Here is a 25,511-nt window from a genome sequence, read left to right as displayed (position 1 = left end):
ACGGCAGCGGCGCTTGAAAAGTGTCATCGTCGCGCATGCTGCAGGCAGGACACGACGCACTGCTTGGACAGCGACTAGAATTTGGCTCTCCCATGTTCTGGAACGCTTCGATGACTCTGCCCCTGCACGTCGTGATCCTGGCCGCGGGCGAGGGCAAGCGCATGCGCTCGTCCCTGCCCAAGGTGCTGCAGCCGCTGGCGGGCCAGCCGATGCTGGCACATGTGATCGCCACGGCGCGGCAGCTGCAGCCGGCAGCGATCCATGTGGTGCACGGGCACGGCGGCGAGCAGGTGCAGGCGGCGTTTGCCGCGCAGAGCGATCTGCACTGGGCCGAGCAACGGCAGCAACTGGGCACCGGGCATGCAGTGCAGCAGGCGATGGATGCGATTCCGGATGCGGCCACGGTGCTGGTGCTGTACGGCGATGTGCCGCTGATCCAGTCCCAGGACCTGCTGCAGCTGCTGCACGCACCCGGGCGCATGGCGGTGCTGGTGGCCGATGTGCCCAATCCCACCGGCTACGGCCGCATCCTGCGCGATGCCGAGGGCAAGGTCGCCGCGATCGTCGAGCAGAAGGATGCCAACGACGAGCAGCGCCGCATCCGCACCATCAACACCGGCATCCTCACTGCCGAGTCCACGGCGCTGCGCCGCTGGCTGGCCGGCCTGTCCAACGAGAATGCGCAGGGCGAGTTCTATCTCACCGACGTGTTTGCCAGCGCCGCCGCCGATTTCACCCCGGCCGACATGGTGCATGTGGCCGACGTGCAGGATGTGGAAGGCGCCAACGACCCCTGGCAACTGGCGCAGCTGGAACGCGCCTGGCAGCTGCGTGCCGCCCGTGCGCTCTGCCTGCAGGGCGTGCGCATGGCCGACCCGGCGCGCGTGGAGCAGCGCGGCACGGTGACGGTGGGCAGCGACGTGCAGCTGGATATCGACGTGATCCTGGAAGGCGATGTGACGCTGGGCGATGGCGTGGTGATCGGTCCGTTCGTGCGCCTGCGCGATGTGACGCTCGGCGCCGGCACGCAGGTGCGCGCACATTGCGATCTGGAAGGCGTGGTGACGGAAGGGGCGGTGCAGATCGGTCCGTTCGCGCGGCTGCGTCCTGGCACCGTGCTGGCCGATGGCGTGCATATCGGCAACTTCGTCGAGACCAAGAAGGTCACGATGGGCGTGGGCAGCAAGGCCAATCATCTGACCTACCTGGGCGATGCGGTGATCGGCAGCAAGGTCAACATCGGCGCCGGCACCATCACCTGCAACTACGATGGGGTGAACAAGTCGCAGACCAGCATCGGCGATGGCGCCTTTGTCGGTTCCAACAGCGCACTGGTGGCGCCGATCGAGATCGGCGCCATGGCCACCATCGGCGCGGGCTCGGTGATCACCCGCGATGCGCCTGCCGGGCAGCTCAGCGTCACGCGTGCGCGTCAGACCGTGGTCGAAGGCTGGCAACGCCCGACCAAGAAGTAGCCTGCCTGCAGGCCTGCGGTCTGGCTGCATGTCGCTGCAGCGCACACAGCTGCTGTAAAGCGATGCCATGCATAGGCTATGCCCGTCACGATGGCTCAGGAGATAGACGATGCGAACGCCACGTTGCGCGTTGCTGGTGACATGGCTGCTGCTATTGGCGGCAGTGCTGCCAGCTGCGGCCCATGCGCAGACCTACCGGCTGTATCTGGCACCGGACGGCAACGATGCGGCGGCAGGCACCAGCGCAACGACCGCGTTGCGGAGTCTGGCGGCCGCCCAGCAGCGGTTATTGGAGCAGCGGCCCAGCGGTGCGGTGGACGTGGTGATCGCTGCAGGCACGTATCTGCGGCAGTCGGTGCAATGGACGTTCACCAACGGGGCGCCCATTCGCTTCATCGCCGCGCCCGACGCTGCCACGCCACCGTGGTTCGACGGGCGCGGTGGCGCGACCTGGTTCACGCTGAAGGGCGGCGGCGATGCAGCCACCCGGCTGACCTTCACCGGGTTGAAGGTCAGCAATTACTGGATGGCGATGGACCTGGGCAGCAGCAAGCGCAGCGCGGACGGCAACAGCGGCACCATCATCCGCAACATGACCTTCGAGCGGATCGGCGGTGTCCATGGCAGCAGCAGTGAGGCCGCCTATTCGTTCGCGGCGATCCGCCTGCAGAACTCGCGCGACAACCGCATCGAACGCAATCGCTTCGTGTCGATCGAAAACGACACCCGGACCTCGGGTTTCGTGCACGCGATCTACCTGGCGCGCCACTCGTCCGGCAACCGTATCGAAGGCAATACCTTCACCGACGTCAACGGCGATGCCGTGCGTACCCGCGATGCCTCCGACAACACCTACGTGGCGGCCAACCGTTTCGTCCGGGCCGGCAAGTACGCGGCGTTCTCGGACTGGATCAAGCCCGATGGCGAATGTCCGTCGCAAGGCGGGCAGTTCGTCGACAACACCGTGGGAGCCGGCTATTACGGCGCCATCGCCGCCACCCGCACCAGCGGTGCCGACGATGCCTGCGGTGCGTTGAGACAACCGCGGATCCAAGAGCGCGGAACGATGCGCGGCAACTAGCCGGCTGCCGCGGCCGGCAGCAGCAAGGTGACGCACAACCCGCCGTGTTCGCGGTTATGCAGCGAGATGCGCCCGCCGTGCGCTTCGGCGATCTCGCGGGTGAGCGCAAGCCCGAGCCCGGTGCCATTGCGCTTGGTCGAGTAGAACGGCATCAGTGCGTTATGCAGCACGGCCTCGTTCATGCCGTTGCCGCGGTCCAGCACTTCGATCCGCAGCCATTGCGGCACGCGCGTGACGCGCACGGCGACATCGCTGTTGGGCGGCTGTGCTTCGCTGCAGGCTTCGTGCGCGTTCTTGAGCAGGTTGAGCAGCGCCTGCTCGATCTGCGCGGCATCGATGCGGCTGGAGACATCGTTCAGTGCGCCCTGCAGCTGAAACGGAATCTGCTGCCGCAAACGCTCCAGGAACGGTGCCCATTCGATGGTCTGCAACTGTGGCTGCGGCAACTTGGCAAAGCGGGCGTAGCCGCGGATGAAGCCTTCCAGATGACGTGCGCGTTCTTCGATGGTCTCGAACACCGTGCCGAGCCGGTCGGTGCGTTCGCGGCGCAGCAACTCGGCACCGGAATGCGCCAGCGAGGCGATCGGCGCGAGCGAGTTGTTCAATTCATGGCTGATCACCCGGATGACCTTCTTCCAGGTCTGCACTTCCTGGCGCCGCAGTTCGGTGGTGAGGGTGCGGATCAGCAGCAGCTCGTGACCGCGTCCGTTGAGATGGAAACTGCGGCGTGACAGGTGATAGATCTGCTCGTCGTCTTCGTCATCGCCGTCCTCGCGGACCGCAAACAGGCAATCGCCGCCGCGGGCCAGCGCATCGCGCAGTTCGCCCGGCATGCGCGCCAGCACGTCGTCCAGGTGCTGGCCTTCGAGCTTGCGGCCATCGTGCAGCAGCTTGCGTGCGGCGTTGTTGGAAAAGCCGATGCGGCGCACGCCATCGCCACCGGCCACCACCAGCAGCATCGCCACCGGTGTGTTCTGCAGCATGGTGTCGAGCATCAGTTCGCGCTGCACCAGGTTGCGCCGTTGCGCGCGCAGCACCTCGCCCAGTTCCGCGTGCGCCTGCACCAGCTGCGCCAGCTCGTCGTTGCCGCGCCAGTACACGCCGAAGTTGTATTCGCCATCGCGGTAGCTGCTGGTGGTGCCGGCCAGGGCACGGAACAGCGAGCGCATTGGCGCAGTGGCGCGGCTGAGGCTGAACCACATCGCCGACAGCAGCACGACCACCGACACCGCGGCCACTTGCCAGCCACGGTCCATCCAGTACGCCATGAACCAGGGCAGCGCGGCGGCCAGCGCCAGCACCGGCAACAGCCGCAGGAACAGCGAGAACGTGAAGGAACGTTGCCACATGTCGGGAATCATTCCGAAGTGATGCCGTAGCGGTCCATGCGCCGGTACAGCGCCTGCCGGCTCAGCCCCAGCTCGGCAGCGGCCTGGGCGATGACGCCCTGCGCGCGCGCCAGTGCCTGCTCGATACGGGCGCGATCCGGCTCGCCGGTTGCCGGCGCGGCCGGGCGCGACACGGCTGCGCGCGGCAGATTCAGATCGCCGGCTTCGATGCGCACGCCTTGCGCAAGCAGCGACGCGCGTTGCAGCACATTGCGCAGCTCGCGCACGTTGCCGGGCCAGGCGTGCCGCTGCAAGGCATCACGCGCCTGCGTGGACAAGGGTTTTTCGCCAGCCAGGAAGTGCTCGGCCAACGGCCCGATATCGCCGGGGCGTTCGGCCAGGGCGGGCAGCGCGATTTCCACCGTATTGAGGCGGTAATACAGGTCTTCGCGGAAGCTGCCATCGCGGATCATGGCCTGCAGGTCGGCATTGGTGGCGCTGATCACCCGCACCTTGGCGTGGCGTTCACGGTTGGAGCCCAGGCGCTCGTAGCGGCCGGTTTCCAGCACGCGCAGCAGCTTCATCTGCCCGGCCAGCGGCAGGTTGCCGATTTCGTCCAGAAACAGCGTGCCGCCATCGGCGGCTTCGAACTTGCCTTCGCGCGCCTTGTTGGCGCCGGTATACGCGCCGGCTTCGGCGCCGAACAGCTCGGCTTCGATCAATTCGCCCGGCAATGCGCCGCAATTGAGCGCAATGAAGGGGCCGTGTTTGGCTGGCGAGTTGGCCTGGATGATCTCGGCGATCTTCTCCTTGCCGCTGCCGTTGGGGCCGGTGATCAGCACCGGCAGATCCGAGCGTGCGACCTGGCAGGCGAGCGCGATCGCGCGTTCGCTGGCGGGGTCGGCGAACACCGCGCCGCGCAGGTCGTAACGTTGGGTCAGCTGCTCGCGACCACGCCGCTCGCGCTCGCGCCGACGTTCCAGCTCGCGGCGCGCTTCGGACAGCTCCAGCAGGTTGTTGACCGTGGTCAGCAGCTTGGTGTCGTCCCAGGGCTTGGCGATGTAGTCGGCCGCACCGGCCTTGACCAGGCCCACCGCGCTGCCCAGATGGGTCCAGGCGGTGAGCAGGATCACCGGCAAGTCCGGGTGGCGCTGACGGATCTGGGTGAACAGCGCTTCGCCTTCCTCGCCGGAGGTGGTGTCGGCGGTGAAGTTCATGTCCTGGATCACCAGATCGAATCCCTGCTCGTCCAGCAGCGCCAACCCTGCCTGCGGCGAGTGCGCATGCCGTGCCTCGATATCGTGCAGCGAGAACAGCACCTCCAGCGCGGTGGCCACAGCGGTGTTGTCGTCGATGATCAGGATCTGCGGCATCGCGGTGCTCGGAGAAAGGCGCGGGAGGGAAGGGCTATCAGAACAGGATTCGGCGCGTGGCGGAACTGTGCGAGCAATAGGGAGGGCGTGCGGCTGACAGGCCTTTGCCAGACGGAGCTGATTCCGGCAATGCAGTGATGGTCTGATCGGTGCGACGAGGCTGGCAGCGGGCGTGCGTCGATGCCGAGCTCAAGCGAAGGTCCCGGCGCAACGCTGGATATCAGCACGGGGCAGGCGCCTGCGACACAGGCGCCTTGGTAGACAGGGCGGTGGTGACGGAATCGGCATTGCCCAGGCGGCCGACGGCAAAGTCGCTTGTAGCGATGCTGCCATCGCGCAGGATCTGCGCAACATGGCTATGTGCCGTGTGCCGCGTGTCAGCGGGTCGACAGCGACCGCTAACGCGCAGCGTGCGCATCACGCGCTACGCGTGGCCACCGCCGGCGGCACCATCGCGGCGCGCCGCGCGGGCCAGTACACGGCGATCTGACCCAGCGCCCAGAGCAATAGTGCGCCGATGGGCAGATACAGCACCGGCAGGCGCGGCAATTCGTAGCGGGCCATCAGCCAGACATTGATCGAGTACGCCAGCAACATGCCGAGCACGATGCCGACTGAGGCCAGCAGAAAATTCTCGATCTGGAAGTAACGCAGGATCTGGCCACGTGTGGCACCCAGTGCACGGCGGATGCCGATCTGCTTGGTGCGCTGCTGCACCCAGAAGCTGGCCAGGCCGACGATGCCCAGCGCGGTGACGATCAGCAGCGCGATGCTCATGGTGATCAGCAGCCAGGCCATGGAGCGATCCTGTCGATAGAAATTGCGCCGCATCTGCTCGAACACCTTCGGTTTTTCGATGATGCGGCTTGCGCTGTTCTTTTCCAGCGCTGCCACTGCCTGACGCAGCACCTCGTCACGACGCGCCGGATCGGTGCGTAGCAGATAGCGGCCGCCGTCCTTGTAGGTCATATTGATCGGGGTCAGCATCGAATCGTCGTAAACAGCTGCGCCGCCATAGTCGTTGACGCGCGCCAGATGCTCCACGATGCCGACGATCTTCATGGGCGTGTCGCCGCGATAGATCGATTTCCCCAGGGCTGACTGGCCGGGGAACAGCTTGTCGGCTGCACTTCTGGTCAGGATGGCACTTGGGACGTTGGCCGTCTTGTCATCGGACCAGGTGAATTCGCCTTCCGTGAAACGGCGCCCCTGTACCAGCGTCAGGCCCATCGTATCCAGGGTCTGACTGTCCCCGGTGTAGTCGTTGACGTTGATCGTGGAGTTCTTCTGGTCAGCCGTCAGTTTCAGGCCGCTGACCCACATATTGTCGCCATAAGGAATCTGGCTGACGCTGGAGGCATATTTGACGCCGGGAATGCTGCGCAGTGCAGCCAGGTCTGTCTCAGTGAGTGCGCGTGCGTCTTCATCGCGCCCGATACCGCTGATGCTGAGCGTCACCAGTTCGTTCTCTGCCAGACCGCTGGGGCGTTGTGTGCGCTCCAGGCGATCGCCGATCAGGAACAAGGCATTGGAGATGATGGCGCAACTGAGTGCCACCTCGAGCACGATCAGGGCAGCCGCCGTTTTGTGGCGCCGCAGGGTGGACAGAATGGGACGGATTTCCATGGGCAATTCCTTGAGAGGGGCTGGCGAAACGCTGCGAGAGGGCGCGCGGTTCGGAGGTCAGCTCACTGCGCTTTGAGTTGGATGGCCGGTGGCACGGTGCATGCGCGCCATGCGGGCAGCAGCCCGGCCACGATGCTGGCCACCAGCGCGAGGGCAAACGTGGCCAGCAACATTGCCGGGTCCAGCCTTGCCAGGTCGGCATATTGAGCGGGTTGTTGACGCACCCCCCACAGCCCCAACGCGGCAAGACCGAGCCCCAGGATGCCGCCGACCAGACCGATGGTTCCTGCCTCGACCAGGGACTGCGCGAAGATGCTGCGCTTGGTTGCGCCCAGTGCCCGGCGCACGCCGATCTCTCCACTGCGGCGCATGAACTTGGCCAGCAACAGGCCGACGGTATTGACCAGGCACACCAGCAGGAACCCGAACGCCAGCCAGGTCTGCAGGCGCACATCGCTGGGAACGACCTTCTTGAAGTCCAGCCACTCCATCACGCTGCGCAGCTGGACGTTCGTGGGTTGCTCGAAGCGCCCGGCCCGTCGCTGCTGATCCGAATAGTTCTCCAGGTACTGACGGTACGCAGTGACCTTCTGCGGAGTATCCAGTTGCACCCAGTACTGGACCCAGGAACAGGCTGCGTTGATATCTTCCGGCGAACTGCTTTCGCCCCAGCACGAACGCTGTCCACTGTTTGAGAGTTTCAGTTCCATTGCGGTACTGAACGGCAGGAAGACCTGCTCGGACTTGTCGTAGGCCTGGCCACCCAGATTGTAGAACGCTGGGGTCAACCGCCATTCGCGAACAACACCCACAACCCGCATGATGTTGCGATTGACGTTCACCGTGCGGCCGACGCTGTCCTCACCATGGAAGAGCTTCTTGTTCAGTGCTTCGGAGATCACCACCACCCGTGCACGGCTGCCATCATCATTCACCGTCCAAGGGCCGCCATAAAGGAAGGGCACATTGAACATGGGGAAGAAATCAACGGACGTGTAACGCGCGTCCAGCATCATTGGCCGCAACGTGGTGTTGTCCGGTTCCAGCGGAACGGTGCCTGCGGTCATCATGACCTGACGGTCTCCACGCTTTTCCCGTAGCAGCGCCTCGGCATCGAAGCGGGTCAACTGATCCAGTGCATCGTCTTCTTGGTAGCCCAACGAACGCGCATCGAGCTGCGGATGAAACAGCGTGCCGCTTTTCCCCGGCAACGGATCGCCAGACAGGATGTAGAACACCGTCAGGGTGGTCATGCTGGCGCCGATGCCGAGCGCGATGGCCAGCACCATCAGCGCGGTGAGCACCTTGTTGCGGCGGAAGCTGCGTAAGGCAAGATTGAAGTAGTAGCCGAACATGGACGTGCCTCTTACTCGGCCAGGGTGGCGGCGCTGTCGCGCGCGCGCATCAGGGCGGGGTTGCGTTCCAGGTCGGTGGCCTGGCCGTCGACGATATGCACGTTGCGCTGCGCGCGTGCGGCCAGTTCCGGGTCGTGGGTGACCATGACGATGGTGGTGCCCTGGCTGTTGATCTCTTCCAGCAGTTCCATCACCCCGCGTGCCATCTGCGAGTCCAGGTTGCCGGTGGGTTCGTCGGCCAGCAACAGGCGCGGGCTGCCGGCCAGCGCACGCGCGATGGCGGCACGCTGCTGCTGGCCACCGGACAGCTCGGTGGGGTAGTGCTTCAAGCGCGAGCCCAGGCCGACCTTGGTCAAGGCTTCTTCGATGCGCTGCTTGCGCTCGGCCGCGGCCATGCCGCGATAGCGCAGCGGCACATCGACGTTGTCGAACAGGTTGAGATCGGGAATCAGATTGAAGCCCTGGAAAATGAAACCGATCTTGCGGTTGCGCAAGCGCGAACGCGCGTCGTCGGACAGGTGGCTGACGTCTTCGCCGTCGAGCAGGTACTGCCCGCTGGTGAAGGTCTCCAGCAGCCCGGCCAGGTTGAGGAAGGTGGTCTTGCCCGAGCCGGAGGGGCCGGTGACCGCAACGAATTCGCCTTCGCGCACATGCAGGTCCAGCGAGCGCAGCGCGTGCGTTTCCACCTGTTCGGTGCGGAAGACCTTGGAGACCGATTGCATCTTGAGCATTGCCGATTCCTTTACGAATGAGGTGTGTGCGAAAGAGATTGAGAGTGGCTGACAAACCGTGGCGAGCAGCCTGACGGCTGCGCAGCAGGTGCTGGCCGCCTTTAGTGAACGGTGACGCGCGGTGCATCCCCGAAGTTGTCTGCACCGGAGACCACCACGCGGTCGCCGACCTGCAGCCCGGACAGCACCTGCACCTCGCCCAGGCTGCTGACACCCATGCGCACCGGACGGCGCACCGCGGTGTTGCCATCCATCACATAGGCGTAGCTGCCGCCGGATTGTTCGACGAACGGGCCGCGCTCGACCTTGAGCACGTTGCGGCGCGTGTCCATCACCACGCGTGCGCTCATGCGCTGGCTCTGGCGCAGGCCCGGCGGCTGCTTGTCGGCAAAGCGGATGCGTGCGGTGACTTCGCCATTGACCACTTCCGGCGACACCGCCGAGATCGCGCCCGGGAACGGTTCGCCGCTGCCGCTGGTGAGCTGCGCCGGCATGCCGATCGCCAGATCGCGCGCAAAACTTTCCGGCACCTTGATCTCCACTTCGAACTTGGACAGGTCCACCACACCCAGGATCGGCGCGTTCGCCGCGACCTGGGTGTGCTGCACCGCCTGCACCTGGCCGACCTGGCCATCGAACGGCGACAGCAGTGTGAGCGCATCGACCTGGCGCTGCACCTCGGCCACCACCGCGCGCTGGCGGTCGGCGAGCAGGCGCTTGTTGCGCGAATCCAGGTCCGCGCCCTGGCTCTTCAGCGACGCATCCCGCTGGGCGTGCTGCAGGTCGATGTCGGTCTTCTTCAAGGTGTCCTGCGCCTTGGCCAGCTCCACCTGCGGCACCGCGCCGCCATCGTAGCCGCGCTGGTAGCGCTCCAGGTCGCGCGCGGCGGCCTGCTTGTCGATCTTGGCCTGGTCGGTGAGCTTGCTGGCCGTGGCGCGGGCCAGGGTGGCGTCCAGGGCGGCGCGGCTGGATTCGGCTTCCAGCCCGGCCAGGGTGGCCTGCTCCTGCGCCAGCTTGCTGCGCAGCTCCGGGCTGTCGATGCGGGCCAGCTCCTGGCCCTGCTTGACCACGTCGCCGGCCACCACGCTCAGCGTCACCGTGCCGGCCGAGATGGCGTACAGCACGGGGCTGTTGGCGGCAATGACGCGGCCGTCGGCGGCGATGTCGCGCACCAGGTCGCCCTGGCTGACCGTGGCGATCCGCACCCGGCTGGCATCGAACGAGCGGCTGCCGGCGCTCCACGCGGTGACCGCCCAGCCGATGCCGGCCAATACCGCGACCACCGCGATGCCGGGCCATAGCCAGCGGCGCCAGGGCGCGCTCTGGGCGGGTGTACGGAGAACCTGGTCCTGGGCGGAGGTATCGCGAATCATGGTCGGCTGGCTCGGTGGCGTCACTGCGATAAAGCAGGACGTGTGCCAACCTCCAAGTCATTGAATGCATTCGCTTTTAGATGTTTGCGGCCAGTGTCCGCAGTGTCCGCGGACACCGGCGCGGACACGCTGTCCGGGCACGGTCATGCAGCGGACAAGAGCGGACACGCTAAAATGCCCGGCTTCGTCCTCAAGGGTTGTCCTATGTGCGGCATTGTCGGAGCGATCGCCGGGCGCGATGTGGTCCCGGTCCTGATCGAAGGACTCAAGCGCCTTGAGTACCGCGGCTACGATTCCTCCGGCATCGCCGTGCTCGATGGCGCGCAGGTACGCCGCGTGCGCCGCACCGGGCGCGTGGCGGAGATGGCGCAGGCGGCGCAGGCCGAGCGGTTCGGCGCGACGCTGGGCATCGGCCACACCCGCTGGGCCACCCATGGCGGCGTCACCGAGGCCAATGCGCACCCGCACATCAGTGACGGCGTGGCACTGGTGCACAACGGCATCATCGAAAACCACGAACAGCAGCGGGAGAAGCTGCGCGCGCTGGGCTACACCTTCGAGTCGCAGACCGATACCGAAGTGATCGCGCACCTGATCCATCACCATCTGGGCAGCGCAGGCGACCTGTTGACCGCGCTGCAGCGCACCGTCAAGGAGCTCACCGGTGCCTACGCGCTGGCGGTGATGAGCCAGGCCGAACCGGAGCGCTTCGTCTGCGCGCGCATGGGCTGCCCGCTGCTGATCGGCGTGGGCGAGGGCGAGAACTTCGTCGCCTCCGATGTCTCGGCCATCGTGCAGGCCACCCGCCAGGTGATCTTCCTGGAAGAGGGCGACACCGCCGACCTGCGCCGCGATGGCGTGCGCATCTTCGATGGCGACGACGCGCCGGTCGAGCGCCCGCTGCACCTGTCGGACGTCTCACTGGCATCGCTGGAACTGGGCCCGTTCCGCCATTTCATGCAGAAGGAGATCCACGAGCAGCCGCGTGCGTTGGCCGACACCATCGAGGCGGCGATCGATGCCAAGGGCTTCCCCGCGTCATTGTTCGGCGCCAATGCCGAAGCGGTGTTGCGTGACATCGACGGCGTGCAGATCCTGGCCTGCGGCACCAGCTACTACGCCGGCATGACTGCGCGCTACTGGATCGAAGCCATCGCCGGGCTGCCGTGCAGCGTGGAGATCGCCAGCGAATACCGCTACCGCGCCGCCCATGCCAATCCCAGGCACCTGATCGTCACCATCTCCCAGTCCGGCGAAACGCTGGACACGATGGAGGCGCTGAAATACGCCAAATCGCTGGGGCACCTGCACACCTTGTCGATCTGCAACGTGCCCGAAAGCGCGATTCCGCGCGCCAGCGAACTGGTCTGCTACACGCGTGCCGGCGCCGAGATCGGCGTGGCCTCGACCAAGGCGTTCACCACCCAGCTGGCGGTGTTGTTCCAGCTGACCATGGTGCTGGGCAAGTTGCAGGGGCGCATCAGCGAGGCCGAGGAAGCGGAGTATCTGGAGCAGCTGCGCTTCCTGCCGGGCAGCGTGCAGCACGCGCTGAATCTGGAGCCGCAGATCATGGCCTGGGCCGAGCGTTTTTCGGCCAAGGAAAACGCATTGTTTCTCGGCCGCGGCCTGCATTACCCGATTGCGCTGGAAGGCGCGCTCAAGCTCAAGGAAATCTCCTATATCCACGCCGAGGCGTATCCGGCCGGCGAGTTGAAGCACGGCCCGCTGGCCCTGGTGGACGCGGCGATGCCGGTGGTGGTGATTGCGCCGAACGATCGCCTGCTGGAAAAGGTCAAATCCAACATGCAGGAAGTGCGCGCCCGTGGCGGCGAGCTGTTCGTGTTCGCCGACCAGGACAGCCACTTCAGCGAGTCCGAAGGCGTGCACGTGATCCGCACCCCGCGCCACGCCGGCGTGCTGTCGCCGGTGATCCACACCATCCCGGTGCAGTTGCTGGCCTACCACACCGCACTGGCGCGCGGCACCGATGTGGACAAGCCGCGTAACCTGGCCAAGTCGGTGACGGTGGAGTAGCGCGGCCGATCGAGGGGGCTGCGCTCGCCGCGATCAGCGCCGCCGCCGCCGGGTGCGGCATCTCCCTGCATGCGCTGCTCGGTGCGCATGCCCAACGACTGCCCGCCCTGTTTCTTTGTCGCGATTGCCTGCAGCCTGCGGACATCGGTGGCGTTGCTGGGGCCCCGCGTCGGTATCGCACAGTGGCCGCGTGGAGGCGTGTTTCGCAACGTGCCCGGGTCGCTGCCGGTGCCGCAGCAACCCAAGCTTGGCAGACTGCTGCTCCGGCTGCCAACGCGATGGCCCAGGTTATGCATACGCTTCCTGCGAGGGTCCCATCACGCAGGAGGACGTATGCACGAGTCTTTCAAACAGGGCGCGCCGGCGGAATTGTGGCAGGCGTTGGTACGTGAGGCGGGGCAGCGGATTGCACAGCCGCTGGACGAATCGCGCGAGCATTATCTGGTTTTCGTGTTGCTGCGCCTGCAGCGCGATGCGCAGCTGTTTTCGCGCACGCAGGCCCTGGCCTGGTTGCACGCGCACGACCAGATCGGCAGTCTGCGGGCCGATGCATTGCGCGACATCGGAGATCAATGCCTGCTGATTGCAGGCCTGTTTCCCGGGATTGCGCAGCGCCGGCGGCTCAGCGTCGACTACTTCATCGCGTTGGGCCGCGGCGCGTATTTCGAAGTAGCCGACACGCGTTACAGCGATGCGGGTCTGTTCGCGCAGTTGGCCGCCACCTATCGCGAGTTGGTCCGCACGCTTGCGGCGCTGCGCCCGCCGCGCGAGTGGCAGCGCAGTCACGGCGGGCTGCTGCATGCGTAGATAAGCGTCACTTCCGGGGCCGTCCCTACAGCTGTGGGGACCGCCCCGACTGCCAATTGCGCATGATGCGCTCACACTAAGTTCGCAACTGAGCGTTCTAGCCGACTGCGGACCGTTGTCTGATGGACCAAAGCACTGTGCCGTTGATCGCTGTCCGCGCGATCTGACAGTGCCATGTCGCATTGCGTGGGGGACACGCAATGCGACGCTCTCCAGGGGAAGGAATCCATGAAAGCATTAATTGCAGTGGCGATCTCGGCGCTGAGCGGCGCCACAATGGCCAGCGATGTGCCGCCCGGTTATGCCGGCGTGGGCGGCATGACCTTGCAGGACATCGACCCGGCCATCTATGCCTATCACTACGACCATGGCTTCGTTGGCGAAGACGCGATGGGGTGGGATCCGGCGCTGCAGTTCGCCTGGTCGCGCATCGCTGCGGCCAAGGTCTGCGGCCAGCAGCCTGTCGAGCAGGACGCCCTCGTTGCCAGGCTGGTCGCGCAGTACGGCCAGGATGCGGCCGTGCATCAAGTCAACGGCATCGCATTTCATGAAGTGCAGATGCGTTCCTCCAGCGCGTTCTGTACCGCCACCCGTGGTGCCGAGGCGGTTGCAGTGGTGCCCGCATTTGCCAACGGCGATTTTTCGACGGCAACGACCTATGCCGCGGCTGCAGTTGCCGGCACGCTGTCGGTCGCCGAGACACAGCAACAGCCCTCCGCACAGACGCAGGGCGATACCGACGCAGCCATTGCACCATCGGCGGATTGGGCGTTGCAGCTGCCGTTGCATGCCAGCATGCGCGTGGGGTCCAACGGCCTGCCCAACGGCGACGAAACGTTGCGCGTGGTGCGGCGCGGGCACACCGGGGCAGTGGTGGGCCTGCAGATCGCCACCAGCCTGTTCACACGTGGCGCCGCAGTGTCGGCCTTCGGCAAGGGGCAGCTGAAAGGCGAAAAGATGGAGGGCGTGGGCAATCCCGGCTATCAACTGCAGCGCGATGCGGTCAATGCGCGCCTGAAGAGCTACTTCACCGGTCATCCGGCAGCACTGCCGGCAGAACCGTTCCCGCTGCAGGTCCTGATGTCCGACTGGCTGCTCGTCTACCAGAGCCTGGCCGATACCAAGTCGCCCTACGAGTTGCGCTACGCGGTAACGATCGGCGGTGAACGCTCCGGACTGTTGAAGCGCAAGGCGAGTCCGATCAATCTGGACTGCGCGCCCACACCGCGCACCGCATCGCTCGAGGAGTGGGAGGCAAACGACTACGCGCTGGTCAAGCAGGCCGCACAGGCCTACAGCGAGGAATGCGCCGCAAAATTTGCCGAGCAGTTACCGCAGTGGTTCCCGGATAGAGAAGCAGTTGCCACCTCCAACTGAGGCAACGCGTCATGCCGCAGGATGGCGCCTGCATCTAGATAAGAGCTACCAAAACTATTGCGCCGCCGTCAGGCGGGCGCGGCCGGTGCTCGGAATCGGTATGTGCCACTCGTACGTTCCGGCTCTGAGCGCGCCGTCCGCACCCACCTGATGACCGCGCGCTAGGTTGCGTTAGCCGCTGGAAGTGCGCTGCGCGCATCCAACCGGGTGGGCGTTCTCTGCCGACATACCCTGCTCGAAAGCGAAATACCGACAGTGCATGTGCCTGAAACAAGAATGCCCGGGAACCCCGGGCATTTTGTTATGGGTTACGCCAGCGGCGTATTGGAAATGATCTCCACCCAGTAGCCGTCCGGGTCCTTGATGAAGGCCAGGTGCTTCATGCGGCCGTCTTCCAGGCGTTTCTGGTACGGCACGTTGAGGCTGTCGAAACGTGCGCAAGCGGCGTGGATGTCGGGCACCGAGATGCAGATGTGGCCGAAGCCGCGCGGGTCGCTGTTGCCGTCGTGGTAGACCGGGCCGTCCTGGGTTTCGGTGCCGTGGTTGTGGGTGAGTTCGAGCACGCCGGGGATGCCGGCCATCCACAGCCGACGCGCTGCATCGTCGTCGGGGATGGCGGTGTCGTCGGGCAGCAGGGCCAGGAAGTACAGGCTGAACTGCGCATCCGGAAAATCACGTGCGTCCAGCAGGCGGAAGCCCAGCACGCGCGTGTAGAAATCCAGCGAACGCTGCGCATCCTTGACGCGCAGCATGGTGTGGTTGAACACGAAACCGGCAGTGTCGGCAGGTGCGGCGCTGGCGCCGGGGACGTGTTGCAGGTCGGTCAAAGGCATTGCGGTCTCCTCGATGGAATGCGGGGGCAGGTCAGGCTGCATTGGAGGTGGATGTTAGCGGGGCAATGGTTGTCGGCATGTCTGCACCGTGTGCGTCGGCGGTCTGGCGTCGCTCTGTGGTCGATCGTGCGCGACAGCGCGACCTGCCTTGTTCAAGGTCGTGGCATGGGCCTACACCGAGTCCGAACGGTCAGGCCCATGCGCACAGCGGTTGTCCTCAGAACCAGATGCGCAGGCCGGCAACAAACCGGCTGTCGCGTGCAGGCTCATCGTCGATCGCGGCGCGGCGGGCGGTGTCGCCGAAACTGCGGCTGTGCACCCAGCCGATGTAGGGCGCGAAGCGGCGGGTGATTTCGTAGCGTAGCCGCAGGCCCACCTCGACCTGCTCCAGCCCGCTGCCGACGCCGCGCCGGTCATCGTCGGTGAGGGCGATATCGGCTTCCACGCGTGGTTGCAGGATCAGCCGGTTGGTGAGCAGCACCTCGTACTCGCCTTCCAGGCGTAATGCCGCGCGGCTGCCGCTGCCGACATAGAGCGTGCCTTCAGTCTCGAACTTGTAGGGCGCCAGGCCCTGCACGCCGAAGGCGGCCCAACGGCGATGCTCACCCGCTCCGATGTCCTGACGTGCGCCGACCAGCAGGTCCCACCACGGCGAGATGGCGTGGCCATAGAACGCCTCCACCGATGCGGCCTGCGTGCGCCCGTCCTGCCGCTCGCCTTCGCTGCGCAACCAGAGCCGGTCGATATCGCCGCCGATCCAGGCGCGCGCTTCCCAGTCCTGGCCACTGCCGCGCGTGGTGTCGAAGGCTTCCAGTCGATCGAGCAACACGTAGTGATTGATGCCTGGCGCGTGCATCGCATGGTGCTGCAAGGGGGCGAATGCCGCCGCGATCTCCTCGGCAGTGGGCTCGGGGATCGGCGTACGTGGCAGTGCGCCGGTGGTGGGCGATGCCGGCATTTGCGTCACCGCTTCGGCATGCGGCGCGTGCTCCATGTCGGAGTGATCCATCGCCCCATGCTGTTGCCCGTGCTGCATCGACGCATGATCCATCGATGCGTGCTCCATTGCATCGTGGTCGCTGTCTGCCTGTGATTGCCGGGCGTGGTCCAGTTGTGGATTTGCAGAGGTCTGGTGTGCGGCGTGCTGGACATCGGCGTGCTGCATGCCTGCGTGGTGCATCGATGTCGGCGCTGCGGAAGCGTCGGCCTGTGCCGGGCGTTGCGCAGGCGTGCTTTCAGCAGCGTTTGCCGATGCCGATGCCGATGCAGTGCTGGAGTGCTGCGCGTGCTGCATCTGCGCATGCTCCATCTGCATCGCCTCTGCGCTCTGCTGCGCGGATGGCGGCGATGCCTCCGTTGCGATGGATGTCTGCGGCTGGGCCGCCGTTGCCTGGTCGGCCATCTGCATTGCATGTGCGCCGTCGGCATGCGCGGATGACTCCATCGCCGCATGCTGATGCTCCTGTGCAGTGGCCGATGCGCTCAACAACAGCGCGAGCAGCGTCCTGTATTGCGTCCGTAGCGTACTCATGCCTCCACCCGCACTTCGCGCATCATGCCCGCTTCCATGTGGTACAGCAGATGGCAGTGGTAGGCCCAGCGGCCCAGCGCATCGGCGCGGACGCGATAGCTGCGGCGTGTGCCGGGCGGCATGTCGATGGTGTGCTTGCGCACCTGGAAATTACCATCGGCGTCTTCCAGATCGCTCCACATGCCGTGCAGGTGGATGGGGTGCTGCATCATGGTGTCGTTGACCAGCACGATGCGCAGCCGCTCGCCGTACTGCAACCGCAAGGGCTCTGCCGAGGCGAAGGCGACGCCGTCGAACGACCAGGCAAATTTTTCCATATGCCCGGTCAGATGCAGTTCGATCTCGCGCCCGGGCTCGCGTCCATCCGGATCCTCGAACAGGCTGTGCAGGTCGGCGTAGCGCAGCACCCGGCGGCCGTTGTCGCGCAGGCCAACCCCGGGATCGTCCAGGCGCGGTGAAGTGGCATTGCTGCGCATGTCGATCAGCGGGTTGCCGTCTTCGCTGGCAGGGTGGTGCGGTGTCTTGCGCTGCGCATCGCCGCTTGCATGCCCGTGCATCTGTGCGGCTGGCATCGGCATTGCCATCGCGTGTGCCGCATGCGGGTCGCTGTGCGGCGTGTCGGCGCCGTGCATGGCGTGACCTGCATGCGCCATGCCATCGCCGTGCCCCATGTCCTGCATGGTGAGGATCGCGCGTGGGTCCAGCGCGGGAATCGGTGCCTGCAGCCCATGCCGCACCGCCAGCGTGCCGCAGGCGAATCCGGTGCGGCCCATGTCCTGCGCGAACACGGTAAACGCGTCCTGGCCGATGGGCTCGACAAGCACGTCGAAGGTCTCGGCTGCCGCAATGCGCAGCTCGTCCACGCTGACCGGATGCACGTACTGGCCGTCGGCGGCCACCACGGTCATGCGCAGGCCGGGGATACGGATGTCGAAGTAGGTCATCGACGAGCCGTTGATGAAACGCAGCAGTACCTTCTCCCCTGGCCTGAACAGGCCGGTCCAGTTGCCGGCCGGGGCGACGCCGTTGAGCAGGTAGGTGTAGGTGTTGGCGTTGACGTCGGACAGGTCGGTCGGGGTCATGCGCATGCGCCCCCACATGCCGCGGTCGGCCAGCGTTGCGCGCAGGCCGTCGTCGCGCGCATCGCGCAGGAAATCGCCCACCGTGCGCTGCGCGTAATTGTCGTGGCTGGGCATCTGCTTGAGCCGCCGGAACAGCGCGGCGGGGTCCAGGTCGGTCCAGTCCGAGAGCAGCACCACATGCTCGCGATCGTGCCGATACGGCGGCGGTGTCAGCGGGTCGATGACGATCGCCCCGTACAGGCCGGCCTGTTCCTGAAACATCGAATGGCTGTGATACCAGTAGGTGCCGGACTGGCGCAGCGCGAAGCGGTAGTGGTACTCCTGGCCCGGCGCGATGCCGTCGAAACTCATCCCCGGCACGCCGTCCATGTTGGCCGGCAGCAACAGGCCGTGCCAGTGCACCGAGGTGGGTTGGTCGGCCAGCGCGTTGCGCACGCGCACGCTGACCGTGTCGCCTTCGCGCCAGCGCAGCGTGGGGGCCGGCAGGCTCTGGTTGACGGTGATGGCGGGGCGGCGGCGCCCGGTGAGGTTGACCGGCATGCGGCCGATCTGCAGCGTCTGGCTGCTGCCGCGCAGGACCGGCGTGCTCACCGGGTTGGACGCACGCGCATCGCTGCGCCACAGGCCGGTGGTGGCGGCAACACCGCCCAGGGCCATGCCCTGAACGAAGCGGCGTCGGCTCAGGCCGCCGTTGGAGGGTGGATCGAAACAATTGGGATCGAAAGACATGACATCTCCGCTGCGGCCCACCGATGAAGGCGGACGCATCGCATCGCTTAGAAACCCCGCGCAGCAAGCGCGCGGGCCCGATGACGGCCAAGGCCGTCAGCGCTCAGGCGATGGGAGGTCGAACCGGTTGCTCGGGCGCTGGACTGCCGCGCCCTTCGGCCAGGGTGGCAGGCAGGGTGGCGCGGCCAGGCCGGCCGGCGGGCACCGCAGGCAGGGTCAGCAAGGCGAGGCTGCAGTGCTGCAGGCAGTCGCAGCTGCCCAGCTTGCAGCAGTCGGTTGCGTGCGCGTGCTGGGTTTTATCGGGGGGATGCGCCGCAGCGGGCGGCGGCATGTCGGCATGGCACGGCATCGCGGCCGACATGGGCGCGTGCGCCATCGACGCGGTCGCAACCGTCCCGGCCGACGCCATCTCCGGCATCGCCATGCCCACCGACGCCCACGCGCCGGTGGCCGTATTGGCAACCAGGCACAGGCACAGCAGCAGGCGGAGCAGGCAACGCAGCACGGGCAGTCAGGGCGGGCAGTCAGGTGCGACGAGCATAGCACCGGCTTCCAGCTGTCCGCCCGATGACCCGCCCGCCGTGGCCGCGCGCCCGGCAGCGGTAGAATTGGCGCTTCCTTCGCCGCACAGTCCTGCCATGTCGCAGCGCCAGTGGGTGGCCGCCGCCATCCAGAAGATCGAGGCCGATTTCAACCGTTCGGCCGACACCCATCTGATTCCGATGGACCTGCCGGGTTTTCCGGGCATCGACCTGTATTTCAAGGACGAGTCCAGCCACCCGACCGGTAGCCTCAAGCACCGGCTGGCGCGCTCGCTGTTCCTGTACGCGCTGACCAACGGCTGGCTGCGGGCCGGGCGGCCGGTGATCGAGGCCTCCAGTGGCTCGACCGCCATCTCCGAGGCCTATTTCGCGCGGCTGCTAGGGGTGCCCTTCATCGCGGTGATGCCGGCTTCGACCTCGCCGGAAAAGATCGCCGCGATTCAATTCCAGGGCGGCCGCTGCCACCTGGTCGAGCGTGCCTGCGATCTGGACAGTGCCTCGCACCAGCTCGCGCGCGAGACCGGCGGCCACTTCATGGACCAGTTCACCTACGCCGAGCGCGCCACCGACTGGCGCGCCAACAACAACATCGCCGAATCGATCTTCAAGCAGTTGGCCGAGGAGCCGCATCCGATTCCCGACTGGATCGTCTGCAGCCCCGGGACCGGCGGCACCAGCGCCACGCTCGGCCGCTATGTGCGCTACCGGCGCCACGCCACCCGCATCCTCTGCGCCGACCCGGAAGTGTCGGTGTTCTTCGACGGCTATTGCCGCGCGGTGGACGGGCAGTGCCCCAAGGAGCTGGCCATCACCGGCGGCTCGCGCATCGAAGGCATCGGCCGCCCGCGGGTGGAGTCCAGCTTCATCGCCAGCTGCGTGGACGTGATGATCAAGGTGCCCGACGCCCTGAGCCTGGCCGCCATGCGCCATGTCAGCGCCACGCTCGGCCGCCGCGTCGGTGGCTCCACCGGCACCAACTTCGTCGGCGTGCTGCAGGCCGCCCAGCGCATGCGCCAGGTCGGCCGCAGCGGCTCCATCGTCACCATCCTGTGCGATGCCGGCGAGCGCTATGCGCACAGCTATTACGACCCGGCCTGGTACGTGGCGCGCGACATCGACGTCACCGACAGCGATGCGGCCATTGCCATCGCCGTCAACGGCGGCGACTTGCCTGCGCTGCCTTGTGCGGCGCTGGAATGACCGCCATATCCGATCAACTGCTGGCAGAACCGTTGCCTCTGGCAGCGTCTGCCACCCCTCGCCCTGATTCCTGATCCAGTCCACCGCCGGAGCGCCTCATGACCAACCCGCTGCTCGACCTGTCCGGACTGCCGTCCTTCGATGCGATCCGCCCCGAACACGTGGGCCCGGCAATCGATCAACTGCTCGCCGAGGCCGAGGCCGCGGTGAAAGCGGCCGAGCAGGTCAGCCCGGTCAGCTGGGACAGCTTCGTGGTGCCGCTGGACGATGCCACCGAGCGGCTGTGGCGTGCCTGGGGCCAGGTCGGCCATCTGCAGGCGGTGGTCAACACGCCGGAGCTGCGCGAGGCCTACAACAGCAATCTGCCCAAGCTCAGCCGCTTCGGCAGTGCGCTGGCGCAGAACCTGGCGCTGTATGCGCAGTACAAGGCGCTGGCCGAAGCGCCGGAAGCGGCGCACTACGACGCCGCGCGGCGCAAGGTGCTGGAGAACGCGCTGCGCGATTTCCGCCTCGGCGGTGCCGAGCTCGATGACGCGTCCAAGGCGCGGTTTGCGCAGGTCCAGGAAGAACTGTCCGCACTGGCCGCCAAGTTTTCGCAGAACGTGCTCGATGCCACCGATACTTGGTCGTACGTGAGCGAGGACGCAACCGAGCTGTCTGGTTTGCCGGCCGAGGTGGTCGCTGCTGCACGCGCGGCCGCGGAGAAGGACGGCGTGCCGGGCTGGAAGCTGACCTTGCAGATGCCGTGCTATCTGCCGGTGCAGACCGATGCGGACAATCGCGAGTTGCGCGCGCGGCTGTATCGCGCCAACGCCGAGCGCGCCTCCGAGTTCGGCGATGCCGCGCTGGACAACAGCGCCAATATCGATCGTATCCTGGCCCTGCGCGCCGAACTGGCGCAGCTGCTCGGCTTTGCCAGTTACGCGGAGTATTCGGTCGCCACCAAGATGGCGCAAAGCCCGGATGAAGTGATGGGCTTCCTGCGCGATCTGGCAGTGCGCGCCAGGCCGTATGCGCAACGCGACCGTGCCGAGCTCGAAGCCTTCGCCCGCGACGAACTTGGCCTGGACGAACTGCAGGCCTGGGATCTGGCCTACGCCTCCGAAAAACTCAAGCAGGCGCGCTACAGCTTCTCCGAGCAGGAGGTGAAGCAGTACTTCACCGAGCCCAAGGTGCTGGCCGGTCTGTTCGATGTGATCCACAGCCTGTACGGCCTGACCGTCAAGCCCGACCGCGCGCCGGTCTGGCATGCGGATGTGCGCTTCTATCGTCTGGAAGATGCGCAGGGCGAGCTGGTCGGCCAGTTCTATCTGGACCTGTACGCGCGCGAAGGCAAGCGTGGCGGCGCGTGGATGGACGATTGCCGCAACCGCCGCGACACTGCCAACGGCGTGCAGACGCCGCTGGTGTATCTGGTGTGCAACTTCGGCCGTGGCAGTGGCGATACGCCGGCCACGTTCCGGCATGGCGAGGTCACCACGCTATTCCATGAAATGGGCCACGGCCTGCATCAGTTGCTGACCCGCATCGGCGAGTTGGGCGTGGCCGGTATCAACGGCGTGGAATGGGACGCGGTGGAACTGCCGAGCCAGTTCATGGAGAACTTCTGCTGGGAATGGGAGCGCGTGCAGGCGATGACCGCGCACGTGCAGACCGGCGAGCCGCTGCCGCGCAACCTGTTCGACCGGCTGCTGGCCGCACGCAATTTCCAGAGCGGCATGTTCACCGTGCGCCAGCTGGAATTTGCGTTGTTCGACATGCAGCTGCACAGCAGCTTCGACCCGACCCAGGACAACGTGCTGCAGCTGATCGAGCGCGTGCGCGACGAGGTGGCGGTCAACCGCCCGCCGGCATGGAATCGCTTCCCGCACCAGTTCAGCCATATCTTCGCCGGCGGTTACGCAGCCGGTTACTACAGTTACAAGTGGGCCGAAGTGCTCAGCGCCGATGCCTACGCCGCCTTCGAAGAAGCGCCCGATCAGGTCGCTGACACCGGCGCACGTTTTCGTCATGAAGTGTTGTCGCGTGGCGGCAGCCGCAGCGCGGCCGACAACTTTCGCGCCTTCCGGGGGCGCGCGCCGAGCATCGACGCATTGCTGCGGCACAACGGCATGGCGGGCTGATGGCGCCCGTTGCACAGTCGTCACCTGCTACCGGCCGCTAAGGCGTTCGCATTGCATTGAGGTGAGCTGTCTTATAAGCGCGACGTGACGCCTCTTGGTGAGGCGCAGTGTGCAGTGGAATAGGGCACAAGGAGAGCGCAATGCAGCGACGTGTGTCATGGAGTCTGCTATGGCTGATGGCCGTGGCCCTGCCGGTTTGGGCGCAGCACGCCGGCCACGCCAACGGTCTGGTTGGCCTGCGCGCCGGGCCCGCTGAAGAGTATCGACGTGTGGGCGAAGTTCAGCCCGGCACTGCGCTTCAGGTCTATGGTTGTCTCGATAGCGGCACCTGGTGCGACGTGCGTTCACCGGAGGCACGCGGTTGGGTTCGTGCGACGTCAATCGTGCTCAATCACGGTGCCCTGACTCGCGTGGTGCCGAAAGTGAAGTTCTCGCTGGACGCCTACTGGGACACGCACTATCGCGGCCGCGAGTGGACGGTCGAGAGCGAACGTGCGTTCTGGCGTGATCACACGCCTGGGGAGGCGCTGCCACTGGAGCTCCTGGCACCTGGTGAGGGCGTGCCGGCGGACGGAGTGCAGTCCATGGCAAGACGCGCCAAGGCCCAAACACGGACAGAGACCGAGCGCACCCAACGCGAGCGGGCTGAGATTGATCGCGCCGTGCAGGATCGGTACGACGCCGACAGGCGGGACGACAAGATAAAAGGCTGCGAGCGCTCGGGTGGCCAGGACAGCGCCGTGCAAAGCTGCATCTCAAACGCACGCAGCGATTACGATCAATCGGTTCGGGAGCGAAAAAGTCGCGACCAGCAAGATCGCTAGCTGGCTGCGCGTCGAACGAGGTCTGGCGTGCACTTGGCAGGTCCGTGTGGCGGGCGCCGGGTGGCGGTACGAACCGCGCAAACTGCAGTTTGCCGCGCCTGGCCCACAGCCTTGCCCGATTGCATGCAAGGCCATGGCCGTCACTGTGTCATCGGCGCGCTTGTGTCGTCGGCGCAACCGGTGCCACCGCAGCGTGATCGCGGCGGTGGCACCAGCCATTACACCCGCCCGAACACCAGCGCCGCGTTGGTGCCGCCGAAGCCGAAGCTGTTGGACATCACCGTGTTCAACGTGGCGTCCTGGGTCTGTCGCAGGATCGGGAAGCCTTCGGCGCGCGGGTCGAGTTCGTCGATATGCGCCGAGCCGGCCATGAAGCCGTCGCGCAGCATCAGCAGGCTGTAGATCGCCTCGTGCACGCTGGCCGCGCCCAAGGAATGGCCGGACAGCGCCTTGGTCGAGGACAGCGGCGGGACGTTGTCGCCGAACACCTCGCGTACCGCGCCCAGCTCGGTCACATCGCCCAGCGGCGTGGAGGTGCCGTGCGTGTTGAGGTAGTCGATCGGCTGCGTCAGGCCCTGCATGGCCATGTGCATGCAGCGCACCGCACCTTCGCCGCTGGGCGCCACCATGTCGGCGCCATCGGAGGTCACGCCATAGCCGAGCAGTTCGGCATGGATGCGTGCGCCACGCGCGATGGCGTGGTCATAGTCTTCCAGCACCAGCATGCCGCCGCCGCTGCCGATGACAAAGCCGTCGCGCTGCGCATCGTAGGGCCGCGAGGCCACGGCGGGGCGATCGTTGAAGCCGGTGGACAGCGCGCCCATCGCATCGAACATCACGCTCATGGTCCAGTGCAGTTCTTCGCCGCCACCGGCGAACATCACATCCTGCGCGCCGTGCCGGATCAGGTCCGCGGCCGCGCCGATGCAATGCGCCGAGGTCGCACACGCGGCCGACAGCGAATAGCTCAGGCCACGGATCTTGAACGCGGTCGCCAACGAAGCGGAGACCGACGAACACATCGTGCGCGGCACCATGTACGGGCCGACCTTGCGCACGCCACGGTTGCGCAGCAGATCGGCGGTTTCCACCTGCCACTGGCTGGATCCGCCACCGGAGCCGGCAATCAGGCCAGTGCGCAGGTCGCTGACCTGCTCGGCATCCAGTCCGGCATCGGCGATCGCATCGCGCATCGCCAGGTAGGCGTAGGCCGAGGCATCGCCCATGAAGCGTTTGAGCTTGCGGTCGATCAGGCTGTCCAGATCCAGCGCCACCGCACCGCCGACCTGGCTGCGCAGGCCGGCCTCGGCGTGATCGGGCAATGCGGTGATGCCCGAGCGGCTCTCGCGCAAGGCGCTGGAGACGGTGTCCAGATCATTGCCCAGGCAGGAAGTGATGCCCATTCCGGTGACGACGACGCGACGCATCAGAAATTCTCCGTTGAAGTGAACATGCCCACGCGCAGATCGTTGGCCGTGTAGATTTCGCGCCCGTCCACCAGCATGCGTGCATCGGACTGGGCCATCACCAGCTTGCGGTTGATCACGCGGCTGATATCGATTTCGTAACTGACCAATTTCGCGCTCGGCAACACCTGGCCGGTGAACTTGACCTCGCCGCAGCCCAGCGCGCGGCCGCGGCCTGCTGCGCCGATCCAGGTGAGGAAGAAGCCGGTCAGCTGCCACATCGCGTCCAGGCCCAGGCAGCCGGGCATCACCGGGTCGTCGATGAAGTGGCAGCCGAAGAACCACAGGTCCGGGCGCACGTCGAGTTCTGCGCGGATCAGGCCCTTGCCATGCGCGCCGCTGCTGTCGTTGATCTCGGTGATGCGGTCGAACATCAGCATCGGGTCGTTGGGCAGGCGGGCACTGTCGGGTCCGAACAATTCCCCGCGCGCGCTGGCCAGCAATTGGTCGCGCGAGTACGCACTTTGACGAGTCATGACGAACGTTTCCTGCAAGAAGCGAAAGGCGAGGCCGGCAAGGGTGCATGAGGGCGCGCGGTTCAATCAAACGTTTTATCCGTACGCATGCGTGCTGTTTTCAGCCGGTTGCGCAGTGCGGCAAGCATGTGTGGCAGACAGGGTC

The 25,511-nt window shown here is 66.1% G+C and carries 20 protein-coding genes and 1 other RNA gene; 9 read left to right on the top strand and 12 right to left on the bottom strand.

The genetic code is table 11. From position 1 onward, the window contains the following. Positions 1 to 110: 110 nt before the first annotated feature. Together glmU and ACCQ04_RS17390 are read left to right on the top strand one after the other, a co-directional pair. Positions 111 to 1,475, top strand: coding sequence for a bifunctional UDP-N-acetylglucosamine diphosphorylase/glucosamine-1-phosphate N-acetyltransferase GlmU (gene glmU / locus ACCQ04_RS17395; RefSeq protein WP_226427492.1), 1,365 nt, complete (start codon positions 111 to 113; stop codon positions 1,473 to 1,475). Positions 1,476 to 1,584: 109 nt separating this feature from the next. Continuing rightward, positions 1,585 to 2,556, top strand: coding sequence for a NosD domain-containing protein (locus tag ACCQ04_RS17390; RefSeq protein ID WP_226427491.1), 972 nt, complete (start codon positions 1,585 to 1,587; stop codon positions 2,554 to 2,556). On the opposite strand, the gene ACCQ04_RS17385 is transcribed toward ACCQ04_RS17390, so the two are convergent. The 6 genes from ACCQ04_RS17385 to ACCQ04_RS17360 all read right to left on the bottom strand — a co-directional run bounded on the left by ACCQ04_RS17385 (position 2,553) and on the right by ACCQ04_RS17360 (position 10,342). After that, positions 2,553 to 3,905 carry a sensor histidine kinase gene (locus ACCQ04_RS17385; protein WP_046344461.1) on the bottom strand — a complete coding sequence of 451 codons (1,353 nt, stop codon included), beginning with the start codon at positions 3,903 to 3,905 and terminating at the stop codon, positions 2,553 to 2,555. The genes ACCQ04_RS17390 and ACCQ04_RS17385 overlap by 4 nt on opposite strands. Before the next feature lie 8 nt (positions 3,906 to 3,913). Further along, complete coding sequence (locus tag ACCQ04_RS17380) at positions 3,914 to 5,257, bottom strand: sigma-54-dependent transcriptional regulator (RefSeq protein WP_053045896.1); 1,344 nt, start codon at positions 5,255 to 5,257, stop codon at positions 3,914 to 3,916. A gap of 417 nt (positions 5,258 to 5,674) precedes the next feature. After that, positions 5,675 to 6,883, bottom strand: coding sequence for an ABC transporter permease (locus tag ACCQ04_RS17375; protein WP_226427490.1), 1,209 nt, complete (start codon positions 6,881 to 6,883; stop codon positions 5,675 to 5,677). 62 nt (positions 6,884 to 6,945) lie between these two features. After that, on the bottom strand, positions 6,946 to 8,238 hold the full coding sequence (locus tag ACCQ04_RS17370; RefSeq protein WP_184379344.1) for an ABC transporter permease: 1,293 nt from the start codon (positions 8,236 to 8,238) through the stop codon (positions 6,946 to 6,948). Between the two features lie 11 nt (positions 8,239 to 8,249). Then, a complete protein-coding gene (locus tag ACCQ04_RS17365; RefSeq protein ID WP_047127363.1) occupies positions 8,250 to 8,969 on the bottom strand; it encodes an ABC transporter ATP-binding protein in 720 nt (239 codons plus the stop codon). 101 nt (positions 8,970 to 9,070) lie between these two features. After that, positions 9,071 to 10,342 carry an efflux RND transporter periplasmic adaptor subunit gene (locus tag ACCQ04_RS17360; RefSeq protein ID WP_039814569.1) on the bottom strand — a complete coding sequence of 424 codons (1,272 nt, stop codon included), beginning with the start codon at positions 10,340 to 10,342 and terminating at the stop codon, positions 9,071 to 9,073. A gap of 204 nt (positions 10,343 to 10,546) precedes the next feature. Here ACCQ04_RS17360 and glmS point away from each other — a divergent pair, with 204 nt between their 5' ends. The 4 genes from glmS (at position 10,547) to ACCQ04_RS17340 (ending at position 14,737) form a co-directional block, all read left to right on the top strand. Further along, positions 10,547 to 12,376, top strand: coding sequence for a glutamine--fructose-6-phosphate transaminase (isomerizing) (gene glmS / locus ACCQ04_RS17355; protein WP_226427489.1), 1,830 nt, complete (start codon positions 10,547 to 10,549; stop codon positions 12,374 to 12,376). Between the two features lie 333 nt (positions 12,377 to 12,709). Continuing rightward, positions 12,710 to 13,183: a hypothetical protein gene (locus ACCQ04_RS17350; RefSeq protein ID WP_024938393.1), complete on the top strand. Its 474-nt coding sequence runs from the start codon at positions 12,710 to 12,712 to the stop codon at positions 13,181 to 13,183. Positions 13,184 to 13,411: 228 nt separating this feature from the next. After that, complete coding sequence (locus ACCQ04_RS17345; protein ID WP_226427488.1) at positions 13,412 to 14,560, top strand: hypothetical protein; 1,149 nt, start codon at positions 13,412 to 13,414, stop codon at positions 14,558 to 14,560. Between the two features lie 100 nt (positions 14,561 to 14,660). Next, positions 14,661 to 14,737, top strand: a non-coding RNA gene (locus tag ACCQ04_RS17340) — sX9 sRNA. 131 nt (positions 14,738 to 14,868) lie between these two features. Here the strand turns inward: ACCQ04_RS17340 and gloA are convergent. The 4 genes from gloA to ACCQ04_RS17320 all read right to left on the bottom strand — a co-directional run bounded on the left by gloA (position 14,869) and on the right by ACCQ04_RS17320 (position 19,240). Next, on the bottom strand, positions 14,869 to 15,393 hold the full coding sequence (gloA, locus tag ACCQ04_RS17335) for a lactoylglutathione lyase (protein ID WP_024938391.1): 525 nt from the start codon (positions 15,391 to 15,393) through the stop codon (positions 14,869 to 14,871). 217 nt (positions 15,394 to 15,610) lie between these two features. Continuing rightward, positions 15,611 to 16,924 carry a copper resistance protein B gene (locus ACCQ04_RS17330; protein WP_345778028.1) on the bottom strand — a complete coding sequence of 438 codons (1,314 nt, stop codon included), beginning with the start codon at positions 16,922 to 16,924 and terminating at the stop codon, positions 15,611 to 15,613. Next, positions 16,921 to 18,756, bottom strand: coding sequence for a copper resistance system multicopper oxidase (locus ACCQ04_RS17325; RefSeq protein ID WP_345778031.1), 1,836 nt, complete (start codon positions 18,754 to 18,756; stop codon positions 16,921 to 16,923). The genes ACCQ04_RS17330 and ACCQ04_RS17325 overlap by 4 nt, the downstream gene beginning before the upstream one ends. Positions 18,757 to 18,838: 82 nt before the next feature. Next, positions 18,839 to 19,240, bottom strand: a complete 402-nt coding sequence (locus ACCQ04_RS17320) for a CopL family metal-binding regulatory protein (RefSeq protein WP_226427486.1) — start codon at positions 19,238 to 19,240, stop codon at positions 18,839 to 18,841. A gap of 133 nt (positions 19,241 to 19,373) precedes the next feature. Here ACCQ04_RS17320 and ACCQ04_RS17315 point away from each other — a divergent pair, with 133 nt between their 5' ends. From ACCQ04_RS17315 to ACCQ04_RS17305, 3 genes are all read left to right on the top strand, one after another. Further along, positions 19,374 to 20,477, top strand: a complete 1,104-nt coding sequence (locus ACCQ04_RS17315) for a PLP-dependent cysteine synthase family protein (protein ID WP_054592364.1) — start codon at positions 19,374 to 19,376, stop codon at positions 20,475 to 20,477. 98 nt (positions 20,478 to 20,575) lie between these two features. Further along, positions 20,576 to 22,600 carry a M3 family metallopeptidase gene (locus tag ACCQ04_RS17310; protein WP_226427485.1) on the top strand — a complete coding sequence of 675 codons (2,025 nt, stop codon included), beginning with the start codon at positions 20,576 to 20,578 and terminating at the stop codon, positions 22,598 to 22,600. Between the two features lie 140 nt (positions 22,601 to 22,740). Next, positions 22,741 to 23,424, top strand: a complete 684-nt coding sequence (locus ACCQ04_RS17305; RefSeq protein WP_226427484.1) for an SH3 domain-containing protein — start codon at positions 22,741 to 22,743, stop codon at positions 23,422 to 23,424. 218 nt (positions 23,425 to 23,642) lie between these two features. Here the strand turns inward: ACCQ04_RS17305 and fabB are convergent, their stop codons facing one another. Beyond that, a complete protein-coding gene (gene fabB, locus ACCQ04_RS17300) occupies positions 23,643 to 24,851 on the bottom strand; it encodes a beta-ketoacyl-ACP synthase I (RefSeq protein WP_104567951.1) in 1,209 nt (402 codons plus the stop codon). Then, positions 24,851 to 25,366: a 3-hydroxyacyl-[acyl-carrier-protein] dehydratase FabA gene (gene fabA / locus ACCQ04_RS17295; protein WP_104595039.1), complete on the bottom strand. Its 516-nt coding sequence runs from the start codon at positions 25,364 to 25,366 to the stop codon at positions 24,851 to 24,853. The genes fabB and fabA overlap by 1 nt, the downstream gene beginning before the upstream one ends. Positions 25,367 to 25,511 lie beyond the last annotated feature (145 nt).

The sequence above is a fragment of the Xanthomonas sp. NCPPB 2866 genome (assembly GCF_041475745.2).
GTDB lineage: Bacteria > Pseudomonadota > Gammaproteobacteria > Xanthomonadales > Xanthomonadaceae > Xanthomonas > Xanthomonas arboricola.
The sequence above is the reverse complement of the archived record's forward strand: the minus strand, read 5'-3'. Positions and strand labels throughout refer to the sequence as shown.

Excerpts from the sequence above, each read along its gene's own strand:
- fabA (WP_104595039.1), bottom strand. The coding sequence starts at position 25,366 with ATGACTCGTCAAAGTGCGTACTCGCGCGACCAATTGCTGGCCAGCGCG.
- ACCQ04_RS17375 (WP_226427490.1), bottom strand. The coding sequence starts at position 6,883 with ATGGAAATCCGTCCCATTCTGTCCACCCTGCGGCGCCACAAAACGGCG.
- ACCQ04_RS17360 (WP_039814569.1), bottom strand. The coding sequence starts at position 10,342 with ATGATTCGCGATACCTCCGCCCAGGACCAGGTTCTCCGTACACCCGCC.
- ACCQ04_RS17370 (WP_184379344.1), bottom strand. The coding sequence starts at position 8,238 with ATGTTCGGCTACTACTTCAATCTTGCCTTACGCAGCTTCCGCCGCAAC.
- fabB (WP_104567951.1), bottom strand. The coding sequence starts at position 24,851 with ATGCGTCGCGTCGTCGTCACCGGAATGGGCATCACTTCCTGCCTGGGC.
- ACCQ04_RS17345 (WP_226427488.1), top strand. The coding sequence starts at position 13,412 with ATGAAAGCATTAATTGCAGTGGCGATCTCGGCGCTGAGCGGCGCCACA.
- ACCQ04_RS17390 (WP_226427491.1), top strand. The coding sequence starts at position 1,585 with ATGCGAACGCCACGTTGCGCGTTGCTGGTGACATGGCTGCTGCTATTG.
- ACCQ04_RS17385 (WP_046344461.1), bottom strand. The coding sequence starts at position 3,905 with ATGTGGCAACGTTCCTTCACGTTCTCGCTGTTCCTGCGGCTGTTGCCG.
- gloA (WP_024938391.1), bottom strand. The coding sequence starts at position 15,393 with ATGCCTTTGACCGACCTGCAACACGTCCCCGGCGCCAGCGCCGCACCT.
- ACCQ04_RS17365 (WP_047127363.1), bottom strand. The coding sequence starts at position 8,969 with ATGCTCAAGATGCAATCGGTCTCCAAGGTCTTCCGCACCGAACAGGTG.
- ACCQ04_RS17310 (WP_226427485.1), top strand. The coding sequence starts at position 20,576 with ATGACCAACCCGCTGCTCGACCTGTCCGGACTGCCGTCCTTCGATGCG.
- ACCQ04_RS17350 (WP_024938393.1), top strand. The coding sequence starts at position 12,710 with ATGCACGAGTCTTTCAAACAGGGCGCGCCGGCGGAATTGTGGCAGGCG.
- ACCQ04_RS17380 (WP_053045896.1), bottom strand. The coding sequence starts at position 5,257 with ATGCCGCAGATCCTGATCATCGACGACAACACCGCTGTGGCCACCGCG.
- glmU (WP_226427492.1), top strand. The coding sequence starts at position 111 with ATGACTCTGCCCCTGCACGTCGTGATCCTGGCCGCGGGCGAGGGCAAG.
- ACCQ04_RS17330 (WP_345778028.1), bottom strand. The coding sequence starts at position 16,924 with ATGAGTACGCTACGGACGCAATACAGGACGCTGCTCGCGCTGTTGTTG.
- ACCQ04_RS17305 (WP_226427484.1), top strand. The coding sequence starts at position 22,741 with ATGCAGCGACGTGTGTCATGGAGTCTGCTATGGCTGATGGCCGTGGCC.
- ACCQ04_RS17315 (WP_054592364.1), top strand. The coding sequence starts at position 19,374 with ATGTCGCAGCGCCAGTGGGTGGCCGCCGCCATCCAGAAGATCGAGGCC.
- glmS (WP_226427489.1), top strand. The coding sequence starts at position 10,547 with ATGTGCGGCATTGTCGGAGCGATCGCCGGGCGCGATGTGGTCCCGGTC.